The sequence below is a fragment of the Murimonas intestini genome, from assembly GCF_024622195.1.
Taxonomy (GTDB): Bacteria; Bacillota; Clostridia; order Lachnospirales; family Lachnospiraceae; genus Murimonas; species Murimonas intestini.
Genome location: NZ_JANKBI010000001.1, coordinates 786,362 through 806,005, shown reverse-complemented (window position 1 = coordinate 806,005; position 19,644 = coordinate 786,362). Strand labels below are relative to the sequence as shown.

15 protein-coding genes are annotated in these 19,644 nt (G+C 46.5%); 14 read left to right on the top strand and 1 reads right to left on the bottom strand.

All coding sequences use genetic code 11. The features are described 5' to 3' along the window. The first annotated feature begins 2 nt into the window (after positions 1-2). The 14 genes from NSB28_RS03735 (at position 3) to rpoD (ending at position 18,563) form a co-directional block, all read left to right on the top strand. Entirely contained in the window at positions 3-947 is a 945-nt protein-coding gene (locus NSB28_RS03735) for a class I SAM-dependent methyltransferase (RefSeq protein ID WP_109624135.1), read from the top strand. Beyond that, on the top strand, positions 928-2,304 hold the full coding sequence (locus NSB28_RS03730; protein WP_109624136.1) for a hypothetical protein: 1,377 nt from the start codon (positions 928-930) through the stop codon (positions 2,302-2,304). Before NSB28_RS03735 ends, NSB28_RS03730 begins: the two co-directional genes overlap by 20 nt. After that, a complete protein-coding gene (locus NSB28_RS03725; protein WP_109624137.1) occupies positions 2,285-3,661 on the top strand; it encodes a glycosyltransferase family protein in 1,377 nt (458 codons plus the stop codon). Before NSB28_RS03730 ends, NSB28_RS03725 begins: the two co-directional genes overlap by 20 nt. Positions 3,662-3,683: 22 nt before the next feature. Next, entirely contained in the window at positions 3,684-4,817 is a 1,134-nt protein-coding gene (gene rffA, locus NSB28_RS03720; protein WP_109624138.1) for a dTDP-4-amino-4,6-dideoxygalactose transaminase, read from the top strand. Positions 4,818-4,830: 13 nt separating this feature from the next. Further along, positions 4,831-6,663, top strand: coding sequence for a glycosyltransferase family 2 protein (locus NSB28_RS03715; RefSeq protein ID WP_109624139.1), 1,833 nt, complete (start codon positions 4,831-4,833; stop codon positions 6,661-6,663). A gap of 14 nt (positions 6,664-6,677) precedes the next feature. Continuing rightward, a complete protein-coding gene (locus NSB28_RS03710; RefSeq protein WP_109624140.1) occupies positions 6,678-7,634 on the top strand; it encodes a glycosyltransferase family 2 protein in 957 nt (318 codons plus the stop codon). Between the two features lie 123 nt (positions 7,635-7,757). After that, complete coding sequence (locus NSB28_RS03705; protein ID WP_109624141.1) at positions 7,758-9,158, top strand: undecaprenyl-phosphate glucose phosphotransferase; 1,401 nt, start codon at positions 7,758-7,760, stop codon at positions 9,156-9,158. Between the two features lie 14 nt (positions 9,159-9,172). Then, the gene (locus NSB28_RS03700) at positions 9,173-10,624 is read left to right on the top strand and encodes an LCP family protein (protein ID WP_109624142.1); all 1,452 of its coding nucleotides are present in this window, start codon (positions 9,173-9,175) and stop codon (positions 10,622-10,624) included. Positions 10,625-10,627: 3 nt separating this feature from the next. Continuing rightward, positions 10,628-11,551 carry a glycosyltransferase family 2 protein gene (locus tag NSB28_RS03695; protein ID WP_109624143.1) on the top strand — a complete coding sequence of 308 codons (924 nt, stop codon included), beginning with the start codon at positions 10,628-10,630 and terminating at the stop codon, positions 11,549-11,551. A gap of 16 nt (positions 11,552-11,567) precedes the next feature. Then, complete coding sequence (glmS, locus tag NSB28_RS03690) at positions 11,568-13,394, top strand: glutamine--fructose-6-phosphate transaminase (isomerizing) (protein WP_109624144.1); 1,827 nt, start codon at positions 11,568-11,570, stop codon at positions 13,392-13,394. Positions 13,395-13,526: 132 nt separating this feature from the next. Next, positions 13,527-15,233, top strand: coding sequence for a S1C family serine protease (locus tag NSB28_RS03685; protein WP_109624145.1), 1,707 nt, complete (start codon positions 13,527-13,529; stop codon positions 15,231-15,233). A gap of 164 nt (positions 15,234-15,397) precedes the next feature. Continuing rightward, positions 15,398-16,906 carry an ATP-dependent Clp protease ATP-binding subunit ClpX gene (clpX, locus tag NSB28_RS03680; RefSeq protein ID WP_109624146.1) on the top strand — a complete coding sequence of 503 codons (1,509 nt, stop codon included), beginning with the start codon at positions 15,398-15,400 and terminating at the stop codon, positions 16,904-16,906. A 3-nt stretch (positions 16,907-16,909) separates the two neighbouring features. After that, positions 16,910-17,368, top strand: a complete 459-nt coding sequence (locus NSB28_RS03675) for a signal peptidase II (protein ID WP_109624147.1) — start codon at positions 16,910-16,912, stop codon at positions 17,366-17,368. 70 nt (positions 17,369-17,438) lie between these two features. Then, entirely contained in the window at positions 17,439-18,563 is a 1,125-nt protein-coding gene (gene rpoD / locus NSB28_RS03670) for an RNA polymerase sigma factor RpoD (protein ID WP_109624148.1), read from the top strand. Between the two features lie 131 nt (positions 18,564-18,694). Here rpoD and NSB28_RS03665 read toward each other — a convergent pair whose 3' ends face one another. Then, positions 18,695-19,402: a WbqC family protein gene (locus NSB28_RS03665; protein ID WP_109624149.1), complete on the bottom strand. Its 708-nt coding sequence runs from the start codon at positions 19,400-19,402 to the stop codon at positions 18,695-18,697. Positions 19,403-19,644: the final 242 nt, after the last annotated feature.

The window sequence follows — 19,644 nt, the reverse complement described above, 5'->3', positions numbered from 1 at the left end:
AAGTGGAAGAGCAGATAGGAAAAGTAAAACTAGACTATACCTTTTACCAGGGAGCGGACAGCTACAGTGACGGTGACATCGAAAATGTCCTGCTTAACTGGATCAAGAAAGAGTCCGATGTGAACAGGATTATCAGAGAGGACAGCCGCTGGCCGGTACTCTACCATTTTTCGCCTGTGCGCCAGAGCATTGTACAGTGGTATCCATTCAGAAAGAATGCCAGTGTCCTTGAGATAGGCGCAGGCTGCGGTGCAGTCACAGGCGCCCTCTGCGGGAAGGCTGCGGAGGTGACATGTGTGGAGCTCTCTAAACGCCGTTCTCTCATAAATGCCCACAGAAATAAAGAATGCGGCAATCTGAAGATCATGGTAGGAAATTTTAATGATATCCTGTTTCAGGAGAAATTTGATTATATCACCCTCATAGGCGTCCTGGAGTACGCAGCGTATTATACAGCTGCAGACCAGCCGTTCAGAGCATTTCTGGAGAATATCGGAGCCCTTTTAAAGCCTGACGGAAAGGTTTTAATAGCCATTGAAAACAGGTATGGGCTGAAGTACTGGGCGGGATGCAGGGAGGACCATACGGGACGTTTCTTTGACGGGCTGGAGGGCTACAGGCAGACGGACAGCATGGTGCGGACTTTTGGAAAGGATGAGATCACAGAGATCATTAAGGATGCAGGCTACAGCACCATAGATTTTTATTATCCGTTCCCTGATTATAAGTTCCCTTCACAGATCTTTTCAGATGATTATATGCCGAAGGCTGAGGATCTTGTATGTGCCCTGGAGAGCTATGACAGCGACAGGCTTCGGCTGTTTGATGAGACTGCGGTTTTCCAGGACATTGTGGAGAGCGGCAAATTTGACTTTTTTTCTAATTCTTTTTTTATAGAGATTGGCAGAAAAACAGAGGAGAAGGACCTTGAAGAAAATATTTTCTAAATTCACAAAAGAGCGGGATGAAAGATTTCAGATAGAGACAGGCATATACCTGGAGGACGGCGTGAAAAAAGTCGCCAAGCAGCCCCTCGGCGAAGCCTCAGTGGCACATGTGGAGCGCATGTTTGAGAATTATGTCTATTTCTCGGCAAAGGGGATCGACCTGTTTACACCTTGTAAGAGAGCGGATGGCGGGGTCATATTAGAGTTTGTGGAAGGTGATACTTACTATAATTTGCTTTTAGAAGCGATCAAAAACGGGAATGTGGAGAAACTGGCAAAAGTTCTTGAAAAGTACAGAAAGATCGTGGAATCTGCCTGTGACGGCCTTGTAGAAGAGTTCAAAAGCACGCCTGAATTTGAAGAGGTATTTGGAAAGCATGAGTGGCTGGAAGGGAAAAAGGCCTGCAGAAAGCTGGACATAGACCTGACGCTGGACAATCTGATCCTGACAGCTGATGGAAGCAGCAGGATCATTGATTATGAATGGATATTTGATTTTCCGGTTCCGGTGGACTTTGTCTATTACAGGGCAGTGCTGGCTCTCTATATCAAACACGGAAAGGAACTCAATGCTGTTGCAGAGCAGGACAGCCTGTACCAGATGTTTGGAATCAGGCCCGGGGATGCTGAGATATTCCGGCAGATGAATGATTCCTTTAACCAGTATGTCCAGGGCGGGGAAGATTCATATGAGAATGCGCTCAAGGCATATGAGAAGAAGAGCCGGCCTCTGTCCGGCTGGATCACGGATGTAAATTACTTCGCCCAGCTTTTTATGGGAGCAGACTGTTCCTTCTCAGAGGAAAAGAGCCAGGTGTTCAAGATAGAAGAAGACCAGAATAAAGTAAATATATCAATTGACTTAAGGCCGTATAAGGATCTGCGCGTGCTCCGCCTGGATCCCCTGAACCTGCCCTGCTCTGTGAAGAACCTGCGTTTCCAGATCCTGGAGAATAAAAGGGAGAGGGAAGTGTTTCTGGAGGATATGCGCCATAATGCCGTCTTCTTCAAGAAGCGTGAATTCATTTTTGAAGACGGGGATCCCCAGGTGATATGGGAGATACCTGAGACGATGAAGCCCGAGAGGATATGGATCTCATATGAGATTACCTCTAAAAACCTGGGTGAGAATGACGGGGTGAAAGCGGCCCTGAAGCTGGCAAAGCAGAACAGAGATGAATTGCTGGCTGTGATTGAAGATCTGAATAAAAAGAATGAAGAGCTTGGCAGCAGCCTGAGCGACAGGGAGCAGCGCCTGAATTATATACAGGGGACAAGGGCATACAAGCTGTTTTTGAAAAAGAAGGTGCTCAAAGTATTTGCAGGAGAAAAAAAGAATGAAAACAAAAAAGGCTGATTGGATGAAAAAATGGTCAAAAGAGCTGATATTTACAGGAGCTGTATTCCTTGCGATGACTCTGTGGGCGTTTTTCCAGCCCTTTGATTCAGCTCCCGATGAAGCTATGAGATATCAGATACCGGCATTTATCTTCAATTATGGGAAGCTTCCCCACGGGGGCGATCCGCTGATCAGAAGCGCCCAGTGGGGGCTTTCTTATGGGTTTGGTCCTCAGCTGAGCTATATTATAGAAGCGTTGTTTATGAAGGTCATGAGCATTATCTCCAAAAGAGACGGGGCGCTTATATTTGCTGCGCGCATGGTAAGTGTCTGCTGCGGCGCGGGGACAGTCTGGATGACGATCCTGATGTCTAAAAAGCTTTTTGAAAAAAAGTACAGGATGCTGTTTGTTTCACTTATCGGGCTTCTGCCTCAGTTCTTATACCTGGCTTCTTACGTGAATAATGATATCATGGCTCTGTTCGGTTCATCCATCATTGTCTATATGTGGATCTGCGGCATGGAGTCAGGGTGGAAGTATAAGCATTGCATAGGCCTGGCAGCCGGTATTGTGATCTGTACCCTGACATATTATAATTCCTATGGATTTATATTGTGCAGCATTATCCTTTTCTTTGCCAGCCTTTCAATTCAGAAGACTGCTCCTAAGGAGATCGCTAAAAGGGCGGCGCTCATCACTGTGCTTGTTCTGGCGCTGACAGGATGGTATTTTATCAGAAATTATATTATTTATGACGGAGATATCCTTGCAATGAACATAGGCTCCGAGTATGCGGAAAAATTTGCCGTGGACAGCCTGAAGCCGTCTATGAGGCAGACACCGTACAGCTCTGGTCAGTCTATAGTGGAAATGTTCATGGGAAAGAGCGGCTGGTTTGCAGTGTCATGGCGGAGCTTTGTGGGAGTATTCGGCTATATGGCAGTGTATCTTCCGAACTGGAATTACTTTTTCTATGCTTTTATATTCTGGATATCAGCGGGAAGCCTGCTGTTAAAAGCCTGGAAGAAGAAGGCAGGCATTGTAAAGCCTGTCTGCAGAGAAAAATCTGCGGCTGCAAAGTCACGTCTTTTTCATGCAGCTATGGCCGTGGCAGCGGTAATACCTTTTGGGCTGGCATTGTATTATTCATATTTCAGTGACTATCAGCCTCAGGGACGTTATCTGATGCCGATGCTGATCCCGCTGATGTATTTTGTGACACATGGCATAAGAATCGTGCTGGAGCATTTTATAAAGCCGGAGAAGACAGAGGCGGTCATCCGCATCATCACTGTTATAATGGCGTTCATAGCCATATATGCTTACCTGGGAGTCCTGATCCTTACATATTGGGGCAGCTTGAATCATATCTAGGAGAGGGAAGTAGAGGAGAAAAATGATAAATTTTAATGTACCGCCCTGTACGGGCAAAGAATTTGAATATATAAAAAAAGCTGTGGAGAATGGGAAGATCAGCGGTGACGGAGAGTTTACGAAGAAATGTTCAGCGTGGATAACAGAGCGCTACCATATCAGTCATGCACTGCTGACCACATCATGTACCCATGCCCTTGAAATGGCTGCTCTGCTGGCAGGAATCTGTCCGGGAGATGAAGTCATCCTTCCCTCTTATACATTCGTATCTACTGCTGATGCCTTTGTGCAGCGGGGAGCCAGTCTTGTGTTTGTGGATGTACATCCTGAAACAATGAATATGGATGAGCGTCTGGTGGCTGAAGCAGTTACAAAAAAGACAAAGGCGATCGTGCCGGTCCATTATGCAGGCGTAAGCTGTGAAATGGATGAACTGATGGAAATAGCAGAAGACCACAGTCTGGCAGTGGTGGAAGATGCGGCACAGGGTGTTGATTCTTATTATAAGGGACATGCCCTGGGAACAATTGGCGACTTTGGATGCTTCAGCTTCCATGAGACAAAGAATTATTCTATGGGAGAGGGCGGCGCCATCCTTTTTGACAAAGAAGAATATATAGAAAAGGCTGAGATACTGAGGGAAAAAGGTACAAACAGAAGTAAATTCTTCAGAGGGCAGCTTGACAAATATACGTGGGTAGATTACGGTTCTTCTTATCTTCCAAGCGATATGAACGCAGCATACCTGTGGGCGCAGCTGGAGATGGCAGATGAGATCAAGGCGGACCGCATGAGGACCTGGGAGTTTTATGATGAAGCTCTGCGTCCGCTGGCGGGAGCCGGATATATAGAGCAGCCGTATATACCTGAATATGCAGAACATAATGCTCATATGTACTATATTAAAGTGAAGGACCTGGATACAAGGCAGAAGCTGATCGGATGGCTGAGGGACAGAGGGATACAGAGCGTATTCCACTATGTGCCGCTGCACACTGCACCTGCAGGGATGAAATTCGGCCGCTTTTACGGAGAGGACCGTTATACAACAAAGGAGAGCGAACGTCTGCTCAGGCTTCCCCTTTATTATAATCTGGGGCAGGATGACAGAGAAAAAGTGGCAGAGGCTGTCACACAGTTCTTTATAAGGAAATAAATGTGAGGTCAATATGGCTCGGAAAATTTCATGGGGAAAGCTTATTAAAAGACTTTCTCCTTATAACATAAAAAAGGGGATCCTTTACCTGAAGCATTACGGTCCAAAAGAATTTGCTTCAAGGCTGGGGGAACGTTTTGAAAATACAGATATCGACTATAATGAATGGTATATGAGCCAGGTTCCTGATGAAAATGAACTGGAGAGGCAGAGAAAGCACAGCCTGGAATTCAGTTTAAAAATCAGCCTGGCAGTACCGCTTTATAATACTCCGGAAAAATTTCTGCGCCAGCTGATTGAGTGTGTACAGCTGCAGACATATACAAATTGGGAGCTCTGCCTGGCGGACGGCAGCCCTGATACTGAGCAGGGAGCCAGAGTCAGGGAGATTGTCCTTGAATATTCAGGCAGGGACGGCAGGATCAAATACAGGAGGCTGGAAAAAAATCTGGGGATCGCGGGCAATACAAACGCGGCTTTTGAGATGGCGGATGGTGATTTTGTGGCTCTTTTGGACCACGATGATCTGCTTGCCCCCTCTGCGGTCTATGAGGTGTTGAAGGCTTTGCAGGAACACCCCGGGGCGGATGCGGTCTATACAGATGAGGACAAGGTGGATACAGAACTGACTGAGCATTTTCAGCCTCATTTTAAGCCTGACTTCAGCCCGGACCTGCTTCGGGCAAATAATTATATCTGTCACTGGTTTGTTGTAAGGAAGACTCTTCTGGAGGAAGTGGGCGGACTCAGGAGTGAGTTCGACGGCGCCCAGGACTATGATTTTATATTCCGATGTACGGAAAAGGCAGGGGAAGTCGTCCATGTGCCGAAGATACTTTATCACTGGAGGGTGCATAAAGCATCCACAGCAGATAATCCCGCCAGCAAAATGTATGCCTTTGAGGCGGGAAAAAGAGCTATAGAGTCCCATCTTGACAGGTGCGGGCTACAGGGAGAGGTCAGCCATACGCCTGATTACGGTTTTTACAGAGTGAAATACAAGGTAAAAGATACCCCTCTTGTGTCAGTGGTGATACCGAATAAAGACCATGCAGATACGCTCCGGCAGTGTCTCAGGTCGGTCAGGGAGAAGACCACATACCCCAGGTATGAAATTATCATTGTTGAAAATAACAGTGTGGAGGATGAGACATTTGAACTCTACAGATCCCTGGAAGCCCAGGAGAATATAAAGGTCGTGCGCTGGGAGAGCGGATTTAATTATTCGGCAATCAACAATTACGGTTTTTCTGAAGCAAAGGGCGAGTATATTATCTGCCTGAATAATGACATCACTGTCATCACACCGGACTGGATGGAGGAACTGCTGGGACACTGCCAGAGGCCTGATACGGGAATTGTGGGAGCAAGACTGTACTATCCCGATGATACCATACAGCATGCGGGAATCGTTATCGGCATCGGCGGCATAGCAGGCAGTCTTTTTGTGAACATGCCCAGGAGCCGCTCGGGCTATCTGCATAAAGCCAGACTCCAGCAGGATCTGAGCGCTGTGACGGCAGCCTGTATGATGGTGAAACGGAGCGTGTGGGAAGAGGCCGGAGGCTTTGAAGAGAAACTGGCTGTGGCATTTAACGATGTGGATTTCTGCCTGAGGGTGAGGAAGGCCGGTTATCTTGTGGTATACGACCCGTATGTTGAGATGTATCATGATGAGTCAAAGACAAGAGGAGTGGAAGATACAAAAGAGAAGGTGCGGAGATTTCAGAGCGAGATTGAGTATATGAGGGGACATTGGATAAATATACTGAAAAATGGGGACCCTTATTATAATCCGAACCTTTCCCTGACCTCATGGAATTATGAGCTTAGAAATCTGGAATAAAAGAGGAATGGAATATGAGCGAAGTATCCATCGTGATACCGAATTACAATGGAATGGGATATCTGAAGGACTGTCTTGATTCCCTGGAAGTACAGAGCATGAGAGATTTTGAGACTATCCTTGTGGACAATGGTTCAGAGGATGATAGCGTCTCCTTTGTCCGGGAGAGATATCCCAAGGTCAGAATTAAGAGGCTGGAGAAGAATTATGGCTTCTGCAGAGCTGTAAATGAAGGAATCAGGATGAGCACAAGCCCTTACGTGATCCTGCTGAACAACGATACAAGGGCGGATATCCAGCTTGTCCAAAAGCTGCTGGCTGAGATAAAGAAATATCCCGGCTGTTTTTCAGTCCAGGCGAAGGTAGTGATGATGTCATCGCCTGATAAGATGGACGATGCGGGAGATTTCTACTGTGCACTTGGGTGGGCCTTTGCAGAGGGCAAAGGGAAGCCGGAGACAGATTATCAGAAATCCCGCAGGATATTTGCCAGCTGTGCTGCAGCCGCAATATACAGGAAATCAGTTTTTAAAGAGATCGGCCTTTTTGATGAGAGGCATTTTGCATACCTGGAGGATGTGGATATGGGATACAGGGCCAGGATATCCGGGTATGAGAACCGTTTTGCCGCTGATGCAGTGGTTTACCACCATGGCAGCGGTACGACCGGGTCTGTTTACAATGAATTTAAGATCCGCTATTCATCCAGAAATAATGTGTATGTGATCTATAAAAACATGCCGATTCTCCAGATAGTGCTGAACCTTCCCCTGCTTGCTTTGGGATTTGTTATTAAAGGCGTGTTTTTTTCTGTGAAAGGTTATGGGGGAGAGTACGTCAAAGGTGTTTTTTATGGTCTCAGGACAGCGAATAAATGCAGCAAAGTCAGATTTAAAACGAAAAATATTAGAAATTATCTTATAATACAGTTGGAATTATGGAGGAATATAGTCAGAAAGCTGGGCTTTTAAGGAAAACTTTATTTAAAAACAGTTGCCCTTTTGGGGGATGTATTGTATTATATTCCAATAAGAGATCTGCCTCTGAAGATATGTGCGGAGGATTACGATAGATAAAGCAAGGAGTGATAAACGGTGATAAAAGACAATCAGAAGTATTTTAACAGGCTGCATGTCGTGATTGATGCCTTTGTCATTGCAGCTTCCTATCTTTTAGCATGGTTTATTCAGTTCGAATTTATAGTAGATGAGACGACTGGCAAGCTTCCCGTGGGGACTTACATGTCGGCTCTTATTTTTGTGGTGCCGGGGCTTCTGCTCCTGTATTATGCCTTTAATCTCTATACGCCTAAGAGGGTACAGGGAAGACGCCTGGAAATCAGCAATATTTTTAAGGCAAATGTTATCGCCCTGCTATGCTTCTTTTTTGTGCTGTTTTTGACTCATCTTGATGACTTTTCACGAAAGATGGTTTTTATGTTCTTCGGACTGAACATGTGCCTGGAGGTGCTGGTGCGCATCCTGATCCGCATGGTACTCATGAATATGAGGAAGAAGGGCATGAATCTGAAGCATATCCTGCTGGTTGGCTACAGCAGGGGAGCGGAGGAGTATATAGACCGCATAAAAGCGAATCCCCAGTGGGGCTATCTCATACGGGGGATCCTTGACGATAATGTGGAGCGCGGGACAACTTACAAGGGTGTAAAGGTGATCGGACGGATAGACAATCTGATGGTGATCCTGCCTGAGAACAGGCTGGATGAAATAGCCATCACTCTTGGGCTGAATGAGTATTATAAGCTGGAACATATTGTTTCCCTGTGTGAAAAGTCAGGTGTGCATACAAAATTTATTCCGGATTATAATAACATTATTCCGACAAAACCTTACACAGAAGACCTGCTGGGGCTTCCTGTGATAAATATCCGCCACGTGCCGCTGACAAACACTTTTAACATGCTGGTTAAGAGGACTGTAGATATCGTGGGATCAATATGTGCGATCGTGCTGTTTTCACCGGTAATGCTGGCCGCTGCGGCGCTTGTGAAGCTGACATCGCCCGGACCGCTGATCTTTAAGCAGGAGAGAGTGGGACTCCACAACAGGCCTTTTATGATGTATAAGTTCCGTTCCATGGAGATACAGAGGGAACAGGAGGAGAAGGCGGGATGGACAGTAAAGAATGATCCCCGGGTGACAGGTATAGGGAAATTCATGCGGAGGACAAGTATTGATGAACTGCCTCAGCTGTTCAATGTCCTGAAGGGGGACATGAGCCTTGTGGGGCCCAGGCCGGAGAGGCCGCAGTTTGTGGAAAAATTCAGGGAAGAGATTCCAAGATATATGGTTAAGCACCAGGTGAGGCCGGGGATGACTGGCTGGGCGCAGGTAAATGGCTACAGAGGGGATACATCTATCAGGCGCCGGATCGAGTACGATCTGTACTATATTGAAAACTGGACAGTGGGACTCGATTTCAAGATTCTTTTGCTCACTGTATTTAAAGGATTTGTAAACAAGAATGCATATTAGAAAAGGGGAATATAATGACTGAAAGAAAAAATGGTAATGGCAGCAATAGTCAGAACAATACCAGAGCTGATTCAAGGCCGGCGGCGCAGGGGAACCGACGGTCAGGGCAGCGCCCTGAGGGCGGAGCCAGGAGCCAGGGGCCAAATGTCCCAAACATGAACCAGAGACATACGCAGGGACCAGGACCAAGGCAGGGCTACGGCCAGGGACCGGCAGGCCAGGGAAGGCCGCCACAGGGAGGGGCCAGACAGCCGGGATATGGTCCGGGAGCAGGAGGGCCGCCGCCCAGAAACGGGCGCCCGGGATATAACCAGGGTCCTTATGGACAGCCATACGGACAGGGAGCGCCAAGAGGCGCCAGGAGGCCACAGGAACCGGGGAGAGGTCCGGCAAGGCCCGCAGGAGGATACAGGCCGCCGGCAGGCAGACCGCCCGTGCAGCAGCCACCCAGGAAAAAAGGGAAGAAGCGTGTCATGTTCGCAGTGGAGATCCTGGCTCTTCTTGTACTGGCAGTAGGATTATTTGTATTCTCTAAATTTACAAAGCTGAGGCATGAAAATGTTGGAGATGTCGTTCTAAATGAAAATATCCCAACCTCGGAAGCAGACCTTATGAAGCAGTATACAAATATAGTCTTGTATGGCGTGGACTCCAGGGACGGCAATCTGACAACGGATGCCCACAGTGACACGATCATGATAGCCAGTATCAATAACAAGACAAAAGATGTGAAGCTGGTCTCAGTCTACAGGGATACTTATCTGGACAATACGAACGGAGAGTACAGGAAGGCGACGGAGTGTTATTACTTTGGCGGTCCGGAACGTTCCAGGAATATGCTGAATAAGAACCTGGATCTGAATATTGAAGATTTTGTGACGGTGAATTTTAACGCGGTAGTTGCCGTGGTGGACAGACTGGGCGGCATTGAACTGGATATCACAGATGATGAGGTTGTCTATATCAATGATTATTCAGTGGAAAATAAGCAGGTCACAGGAGTCGATTATGAGAACCTGACTCAGTCAGGGCTTCAGACCGTAAACGGTATCCAGGCGCTCGCATACTGCAGGATCAGATACGGCGGCGGTGACGACTTTAAGAGGACAGAACGTCAGAGGCTTGTATTAAGCAAGATCATTGAGAAGGTTAAGAATACAGATCCTCTCACTTTAAACGGCATTATTGACGATGTGCTCCCTGAGGTAGCAACCAGCCTCAGCACTACAGAGATACTCAGCCTTGCGACAAACGCGGCGTCTTATAATTTTGTGGATACAACAGGTTTCCCGTTTAACCAGACTCCAATGACCATCCCTTCCAGAAATGACTGTGTAGTACCAAATAATCTGGCAAATAATGTACAGCAGCTGCACCAGTGGATGTTTGGAAGCGAGGATTACACCCCGTCAGCTACGGTGCAGGAGATCAGCAATAAAATCATTAATGAGACCGGAGTGCAGTAAAGGATGAAAAAAACTGTAGATATAGTAATACCGACTTTTAAGCCGGATGAAAAATTTCATAATCTGATGCAGATGCTTTTTAAGCAGACGTATCAGATCGGACGCATCCTCGTTATGAATACGGACGCGTCCCTCTTCCCAAAGGAGGGATATGATAAGCTGCCGAATGTAGAGATCAGGCACCTTCCCCGGGAAGAATTTGACCATGGCGGCACTAGAGATAGGGCCGCCTGTCTTTTGGACGGAGATATTATTTTGTTTATGACGCAGGATGCAGTTCCGGCGGATGAGCGCCTTGTTGAAAGGCTGGCGGCATGTTTTGAAGATCCCGGCATAGGGGTGGCATATGCCAGGCAGCTTCCCTGTGAGGACTGCAGCATTGTAGAAAAATATACAAGAAGCTTTAATTATCCCGGACAGAGCAGGATCAAATCAAAGGAAGACCTGCAGGAGATGGGGATCAAGACATTCTTCTGTTCCAATGTCTGCGCGGCATACAGCCGCAGCTGGTATGAGAAGCTGGGAGGCTTTGAAAAACACACGATTTTTAATGAAGATATGATTTTTGCCGGCAGGCTGATCCAGGCCGGAGCTAAGATCGCATATGCGGCGGACGCTAAGGTGGTCCATTCCCATAATTACGGCTGCCTTGAGCAGTTTCACAGGAATTTTGATATGGGAGTTTCACAGGCTGACCACCCGGAGGTGTTTGGGATGGCCAGGTCAGAGAGTGAGGGGATAAAGCTGGTAAAGCAGACAGCCTCATATCTTTGTAAAATCCATAAACCGTGGCTGATCTTTGATCTTGTCCTTAAGAGCGGATTTAAGTTTTTAGGGTACAGGATGGGGAAGGCATATAAGAAGCTTCCAAAATGGCTGGTATTAAAATGTACCATGAACAGACATTATTTTTGCGGGCATCAATAAAAAGGAGGAAATGAACATGTGTGGAATTGTAGGTTATATTGGTGAGAATCAGGCGGGCCCCATCCTTTTGGATGGATTGTCTAAGCTGGAATACCGGGGATATGATTCGGCCGGCATCGCTGTCTATGACGGAAGCGAGATAAAGATGACAAAGTCAACCGGAAGGCTGAAGGTCCTGGAGGAGCTTACCCATGGAGGGGAGACTATGCCCGGAACTTCGGGGATAGGCCATACAAGATGGGCCACCCACGGGGCGCCTACAGATACAAATGCTCATCCGCATTTTAATAAAGACCGTTCCATTGTGGTTGTACATAATGGGATCATAGAAAACTATATAAAGTTGAAAAAAAAGCTTCAGTCAAAGGGCTATGAATTTATATCAGATACGGATACAGAGGTTGTGGCCCACCTTCTGGATTACTATTATAAAGGCGATCCGCTGGAGACAGTGACAAAGATCATGAACAGGGTGGAGGGCTCGTATGCTCTTGGAATCATGTTTCTGGATCACCCTGACGAGCTGTACGCAGTCCGAAAAGACAGCCCGCTCATCGTGGGACACGCAGAGGGGGGCAATCTGATCGCCTCAGATGTGCCGGCCGTATTAAAATATACGAGAAGGGTATATTTTATAGAGAATGAGGAGGTTGTGGTACTTAAAAAGGATTCCATGACTTTTTATAATATAGACGCTGAGGAGATCGAAAAGGAACCAGTGACGATCGAGTGGGATATCAGTGCGGCTGAAAAGGGCGGCTATGAGCATTTTATGCAGAAGGAGATGTATGAACAGCCAAAGGCAGTCACCGATACTCTGAATCCCCGGCTGAAAGGCAGCAGGATTGAAATAGAGGAACTGGGCATGACAGACGAAGAGATCAGGGCTGTCAGAAAGATCTTCATAGTGGCCTGCGGCTCAGCATATCATACAGGTGTGACTGCAAAATATGTTTTTGAGGGACTTGCCAGGATTCCCGTAGAGGTAGACCTGGCCTCAGAATTCAGGTACAGGGATCCTATACTGGAGGAAGGAACTCTTGTAATTATTGTCAGCCAGTCAGGTGAGACGGCAGATTCCCTTGCTGCCCTCAGAGAAGCGAAAGCGAGAGGCTGCAGAGTTCTGGGGATAGTGAATGTGGTTGGAAGCTCTATTGCCCGGGAGGCGGATAATGTAATGTATACCTGGGCGGGGCCGGAGATAGCTGTAGCCACCACAAAAGCGTACAGCACCCAGCTCATTGCAGAATATCTCCTTGCCCTGAAGTTTGCCCATGTGCGGGGCAGGATCAATGATGAAGAACTGGCCGGATACATCCGGGATCTGCAGCTTCTTCCGCAGCAGATAGAGATGCTTCTGAATAATAAAGAAAAGATACAGAAGTTTGCAAACAGATATATTGCCGCAAAAGATGTTTTCTTTATAGGGCGTGGAATCGATTATGCGATCTCTCTTGAGGGTTCCCTGAAGCTGAAAGAAATCTCATATATCCATTCCGAGGCTTACGCTGCCGGGGAGCTGAAGCATGGCACCATCTCACTGATAGAAGAGGGGACGCTGGTAGCCGCTGTCCTGACACAGGAAGACCTCTATAAAAAGATGATCAGCAATATGGTTGAGGTAAAAACAAGGGGTGCCTTTATACTGGCAGTGACAAATGCGGATAATGTAGAAGTGGAAAAAAGCGCTGACTATGTGATATATATCCCGAAGAACAATAAATACTTCACAAACTCCCTGGCGGTCATCCCGCTGCAGCTTTTCGGATACTATGTGGCTATCGGAAAGGGCTGCGACGTGGATAAACCAAGAAATCTGGCAAAGTCTGTCACTGTAGAGTAGTAACCGGAAATCTCCTTTTCGGCAAAAAATGTGGCTTGAAATAAACTTTTAAAAGATTAAACACAGATTGAACACAATTCCCTGATAAACTGTGAATAGTTACAGACAGAGAATAAAAAGGAGGTAGTTTATATGAATAACGAGTTCGATAATACTGATCCTGTAAATCATACAGAGCCTGAGAACACAAGCACAGAGAGGGAAACCGTGCCGCAGGAGCAGGGGAGCAGTGAAAATTCGTCTTTTTATCATTATACTTATGAAAAAGGCAGCAATGCCACGGGAACGGGAAATTTTGGAAATCAGCCATACAGCAGTACAGGAAGCCAGTCTTACCAGCAGAATGACAATCAGTCGGGACAGCAGTCATCAGGAAATACTTACAGGTATTCAGACGGAGGCCAGGGAAACGGGCAGGGGTACGGCGGGTATGGAAATTACCAGGGCTATTACCAGCAGGAACCTCCGAAACCTGAGAAAGAGAAAAAGGAAAAACAGCCTCACAAGAGAGGGCTGGGTCGTAAGATAGCAGTTGCGGCATGTCTGGCTCTTGTATTTGGCGTAGTGGGCGGGGCAGCCTTCCAGGCGACAAATTATTTTGGAGCTAAAATAACAGGACAGGATACAGTTACGGCTGCCGGAAAAAACAAGATTGAGACTGCCAAGGGCATAGACAGTGGTATATCTTCAAAAGAGATGCAGGGCAGCGCTTCAGGTACAGAGGCAGAGTCTAAAGAAGTTAATGCTGTCAGCGGATCGTCTGATGGTGTTGCAGCGGTAGCCAGGAATTCAATGCCTTCTATCGTGGCGATCACGAATAAGAGTGTGAAAGAAGTCCAGGATCTGTTTTTCGGGACAACACAGAGGGAAGCACTCAGCAGCGGTTCAGGTGTTATTATTGACCAGAATGATTCAGAACTTCTCATAGCAACTAATAATCATGTGGTGGATGGGGCAGAAGAGCTCAGTGTGTACTTTACAGTAGATGTGGATGATCCTGAGAGTTCAGTTGTCCAGGCTCAGGTAAAGGGTACAGATCCTGACCATGACCTGGCTGTAGTGGCAGTAAATCTCTCTGACATTCCGGCGGATGTTAAAGAACAGATAAAAATAGCTACCCTTGGTGACTCTGATTCACTTGAGGTAGGACAGCAGGCCATAGCCATAGGAAATGCTCTTGGCTACGGACAGTCGCTGACAGCAGGATATATCAGCGCCCTGAACAGGGAAGTGACAGTTGACAATATAACAAACAGCATGATACAGACTGATGCAGCCATAAACTTTGGAAACAGCGGCGGCGCGCTTCTCAATATAAAGGGAGAACTTATAGGAATCAATTCTGTAAAGGCAGCAGCGTCCGGTGTGGAAGGTATGGGATACGCAATCCCAATCAATACGGCGAAGCCGATACTAGACGAGCTGATGAACCGCACGACGAGGAGCAAGGTGACAGAGGAAGAAAAGGGATATATGGGAATTTCCCCATATGATGTCTCCGCAGAGGCCAGGCAGGTGTACAACATGCCGTCAGGAGCTTTTGTATATGAAGTAACAGAAGGAACCCCGGCAGAGAAGGCAGGAATCCATAAGGGCGATATCATCATAAAAGTCGATGGCGTGAACGTGGCGTCAGCCAGTGACCTGCTGGAGAGGATGAAGTACTACAAAGTCGGCGAGACTATAGATGTGGTTGTGGCAACAGCTGATAATGGCGAATATATAGAGAGAACAGTTACGATCACACTTGGTGAGAAACCGGAAGCAGCGTCTTCCTCAGGTGAGGGACAGCAGCAAGGGCAGCTGCCGGAAAGGTCAGATGGGATATTCCAGAGATAAAAGAATACGGATCATGATTAGAATGGGAACGCTTTTCGGGCATTTGTCCGGGCAGAGTTCTCATTCTTGTTTATAAAATCTTCACTTGTGTAAGATATCCATCTGGGCTATAATACTAAAGTATAGTATGGGAATTAAGTCGAAAAATAAAGAGAGGATACCATATGTCTGATAATAATAATATAGATGAAATTCTGGATATAGATTCACTGCATGAGGATCATGCAGATGATAATGACAAACCGGAAAAGGTAAAAGCAGCTTCTGCTGATAAAAATAAAAAAGAAGGCGGAAAGAAGACTGAAGATGAGTATGAGGATGTCTGTTTTGTCTGCCGCAGGCCGGAAAGCAGGGCGGGAAAGATGGTCCATCTTCCGAACAACATTCATATTTGCTCAGAGTGTATGCAGAAGGCATTTGATTCCATGAATGACCCTAATATGCCTTATGCGGATATGCTGTCGAATATGACAAACATGCCTAATATGACAAATATGCCAAACCTCAGTTTTTTCAACCTCAATGACATGGCAGACCAGATCCCCCAGAGGCAGAAGATAAAGAAAAAGAAGCCGAAGGAGGAGCCGCATGTGGCTTTTGATATTAAATCGATCCCGGCGCCTCATAAGATCAAGGCTCAGCTGGATGAGTTTGTGATCGGCCAGGAGTATGCGAAGAAAGTTATTTCTGTAGCTGTCTATAACCATTATAAAAGGGTGGAGACAGGGAGCATGGATGATATTGAGATTGAAAAGTCAAATATGCTGATGATCGGGCCAACCGGAAGCGGGAAGACTTATCTTGTAAAGACTCTGGCAAGGCTGCTGGATGTGCCCCTGGCCATAGCAGATGCCACCTCCCTCACAGAGGCGGGCTATATTGGAGATGATATTGAGAGTGTTGTCACAAAGCTTCTGGCTGCAGCCGACAATGATGTGGAGAAAGCTGAGCGGGGAATCATCTTCATCGATGAGATTGACAAGATAGCAAAAAAGAAGAATACAAACCAGAGGGATGTCAGCGGAGAATCAGTGCAGCAGGGCATGCTGAAGCTTTTAGAGGGAAGCGATGTGGAGGTGCCTGTGGGGGCCAACAGCAAGAATGCCATGGTTCCTCTTACAACAGTCAATACAAGAAATATATTATTTATCTGTGGCGGCGCATTCCCGGGGCTGGAAGACATTATAAAGGAAAGGCTGAACAAGCAGGCTTCCATAGGCTTCAGGGCGGATTTAAAGGATAAATATGACAATGATCCGGATATCCTGAGCAAGGTGACTCTGGAGGACATCAGGAACTTTGGGATGATCCCTGAGTTCATCGGAAGGCTTCCCATTGTCTATACGCTTCAGGGACTTACAAAAGATATGCTGGTAAAAATATTGAAGGAACCGAAGAATGCCATACTTAAGCAGTACCAGAAGCTGCTGGCTTTAGATGAGGTCAGGCTGGAATTTGAGGATCAGGCCCTTGAGGCCATCGCTGAAAAGGCATTGGAGAAAAAGACAGGCGCGAGGGCTCTGAGGGCGATCATAGAGGAGTTCATGCTGGATATCATGTATGAGATACCAAAAGATGACAATATTGGTACTGTAGTGATCACAAGACAGTATATTGAGCATACGGGCGGTCCCCATATTGAGATGAGAGGCGTCCTGAGCCTGGAGGGCTAGTAAATGTTTTATTTATTAATACCTGCTTCGATCTTTGGCGCGGATTCTTATATCAAACAGAAGATAGAGAATGAGGGAAAAGAAGGAGAGGCCAGGGAGATCCTGGGAGGAAAATTCCTCCTGAGAAAAGTACACAACAAAGGGGCCATGTTAAACTTTATGGAGGGCCGTCAGGAGATGGTGGCCGGATTTTCACTTGGGCTTGCGCTTTGTGTGGTTTTGGGATTTTTATACAGCCTTGGGCTGAAGGGCAGAGGATTTCTAAAATTTTCGCTAGCCCTGGTAACAGGCGGAGCCCTGAGCAATGTGTGTGACAGGCTGGTTCGGGGATATGTGGTGGACTATTTCAGCTTCAATGTCAAATGGAAAAAGTTCCGCCAGGTGGTTTTCAATATCTCTGATATTTTTATCTTTTTAGGCTCTATTCTGTTTATTTTTTGGAATACACACCACAAAAGTTGACAGGGAATGTCAAAAATGGTATTGTAGGTAGGAACGATATCTTCATAACCTTAGGAGAGAGTAAATATATATGGATGAATTTCAGGAACAATTTACAAAAGCGTTAAAAGGTCTGGTGGAATTAGCCAGGACGAAGAAGAATGTGTTGGAATACAGTGAGATTAATGACGCATTCAAGGGAATCGAGCTGAGCGAGGATAAGATGGACCTTATCCTGGAATATCTCGAGAAAAGCAATATTGATATTTTACAATCTGGCGTTGAAGAAGACACAGTCGACCTGCTTTTGGAAAGCGATGACGATATCCTTCTGGATGAGGAGGATGAAGTCGAGATCATTGACGATGTGGATGTCTTGGAAGGCGTCAGCACAGAGGATCCGGTCAGAATGTATTTAAAGGAGATCGGTAATGTACCTCTGCTCAGTACAGAAGAAGAAGTGGAGCTGGCAAAAAAAGTTGAACAGGGCGATGAAGAAGCTAAGAAGTCCCTCACGGAAGCTAACTTAAGGCTTGTTGTCAGTATCGCAAAAAAATACGTTGGCCGCGGAATGCCTTTCCTGGATCTGATCCAGGAGGGAAATATGGGGCTTATGAAGGCTGTAGATAAATTCGATTACACAAAAGGATACAAGTTCAGTACATATGCCACATGGTGGATCCGCCAGGCTATAACCAGGGGAATTGCTGACACGGGCAGGACTATCCGTGTACCCGTCCATATGGTAGAGACCATCAATAAGACACTCAGGATGACAAGGACCCTGCTGCAGGAGCTGGGGCGTGAACCGACCCCGGAAGAAGTGGCAGAGCGTCTTAATGTGCCTGTGTCAAAGGTGCGTGAAGTACTGAAGATCTCCAGGGATCCTGTATCTTTGGATACACCTATCGGTGAGGAGGATGACAGCCATCTTGGAGATTTCATTGAGGACGATTCTGCGCTTTCACCGGCAGATTCAGCGGCATTTTCTATGCTCCGGGCGGAGCTTGGGACTGCACTTGAATCTCTGACAGACAGGGAGAGGCAGGTAGTACAGCTGCGCTTCGGCCTGATAGACGGCCGGGCAAGGACCCTGGAAGAAGTAGGAAAAGAATTCAATGTCACCAGAGAACGTATCCGTCAGATAGAGGCGAAGGCTCTGCGCAAGCTGCGCCATCCGTCCAGAAGCAAGAGGCTGAAGGATTTTCTTATCTGATATGATCGCGGCAGCCGCCAAATTCACATACAGGCATGTTCACGGGGCTCATTGCCTCAGAAATAAAAAGGGCAGTTCTGGTATCCCATGGGGGATAACAGGACTGTCCTTTTGTGGTTTAGAGCTTCTTCTTAAAGGGAGCTCATTCCAAAGCTTTTCATATATCTGCAGGCATTGTCACCTTCGTTAAAGATAAGATCCAGCACAGAGACGGCATGCTCGAAGGCGCCGAAGAGCTGGGAGTATTCCGGGTAGCCTGAGTAGTCCATATATTTTAAAGTGATGCCGGCCTCCTCGAAAAGTTCGTCTACGATATAATCTCTGGCAGCGGGGCCGGAGAGATACTCTGTTCCGCCAGCCGATTTGCACAGACCCACCAGCCGTTCTGTTTTTCCATCCACCAGCTCATAGTCAGAGGACCAGGTGATTTTTGTGTTGATATTCAGAATTCGGCATATCTCTGTCAGAAAAAGGTAATTGATGCGGCTTATGTATGTTTCATTTTCACAGGCCTCGTAGACTTTTCTGATGCGGTCCGAATACTCCTTGAAATGAGGCGCTTTGGCATAATTATAGGAAATGGTTTTCCAGTGTTCCTGGCACCATTTATGGTCAAGCACTTCTGTTTCGTTTATTTTCTGAAAGAATTTCCCCTTATTGATAACAGGAATAGAGAGCCATTTGACTCCGTCTGTTGTTTTGATCTTGTTTCTGTTGCGCCAGTCCCGGCGGGTGTACTGCATATCGTCGTAAAGTATAAATTCATCCACCATGTTGATGATGTCAAAATATCCCTTCCAAGGAATATAGTTGGACTGTAATATTGCTATTTTTTTCATTTTGCTGCCTCCGTTTTGCAAAATCTCTTGTTATTCAATTTAATTCAATATTTCTATATAGCGCGATACAGGCAGGCGCTGCCTATATAATACTACAGCTTTTGGGGAAAAGAAAGGATAACATCCGAAAACACCTTGAATCCACAAAAAATGTTGAGATTTGGCATATGAGATGATATAATGGTCGGGTGTATAAAAGGGATGGGATCATTGCGGCATGACAGATTTGACTTGCCGGACCA

Excerpts from the sequence above, each read along its gene's own strand:
- NSB28_RS03725 (WP_109624137.1), top strand. The coding sequence starts at position 2,285 with ATGAAAACAAAAAAGGCTGATTGGATGAAAAAATGGTCAAAAGAGCTG.
- rffA (WP_109624138.1), top strand. The coding sequence starts at position 3,684 with ATGATAAATTTTAATGTACCGCCCTGTACGGGCAAAGAATTTGAATAT.
- NSB28_RS03715 (WP_109624139.1), top strand. The coding sequence starts at position 4,831 with ATGGCTCGGAAAATTTCATGGGGAAAGCTTATTAAAAGACTTTCTCCT.
- NSB28_RS03710 (WP_109624140.1), top strand. The coding sequence starts at position 6,678 with ATGAGCGAAGTATCCATCGTGATACCGAATTACAATGGAATGGGATAT.
- NSB28_RS03700 (WP_109624142.1), top strand. The coding sequence starts at position 9,173 with ATGACTGAAAGAAAAAATGGTAATGGCAGCAATAGTCAGAACAATACC.
- NSB28_RS03695 (WP_109624143.1), top strand. The coding sequence starts at position 10,628 with ATGAAAAAAACTGTAGATATAGTAATACCGACTTTTAAGCCGGATGAA.
- glmS (WP_109624144.1), top strand. The coding sequence starts at position 11,568 with ATGTGTGGAATTGTAGGTTATATTGGTGAGAATCAGGCGGGCCCCATC.
- NSB28_RS03685 (WP_109624145.1), top strand. The coding sequence starts at position 13,527 with ATGAATAACGAGTTCGATAATACTGATCCTGTAAATCATACAGAGCCT.
- clpX (WP_109624146.1), top strand. The coding sequence starts at position 15,398 with ATGTCTGATAATAATAATATAGATGAAATTCTGGATATAGATTCACTG.
- NSB28_RS03675 (WP_109624147.1), top strand. The coding sequence starts at position 16,910 with ATGTTTTATTTATTAATACCTGCTTCGATCTTTGGCGCGGATTCTTAT.
- rpoD (WP_109624148.1), top strand. The coding sequence starts at position 17,439 with ATGGATGAATTTCAGGAACAATTTACAAAAGCGTTAAAAGGTCTGGTG.
- NSB28_RS03665 (WP_109624149.1), bottom strand. The coding sequence starts at position 19,402 with ATGAAAAAAATAGCAATATTACAGTCCAACTATATTCCTTGGAAGGGA.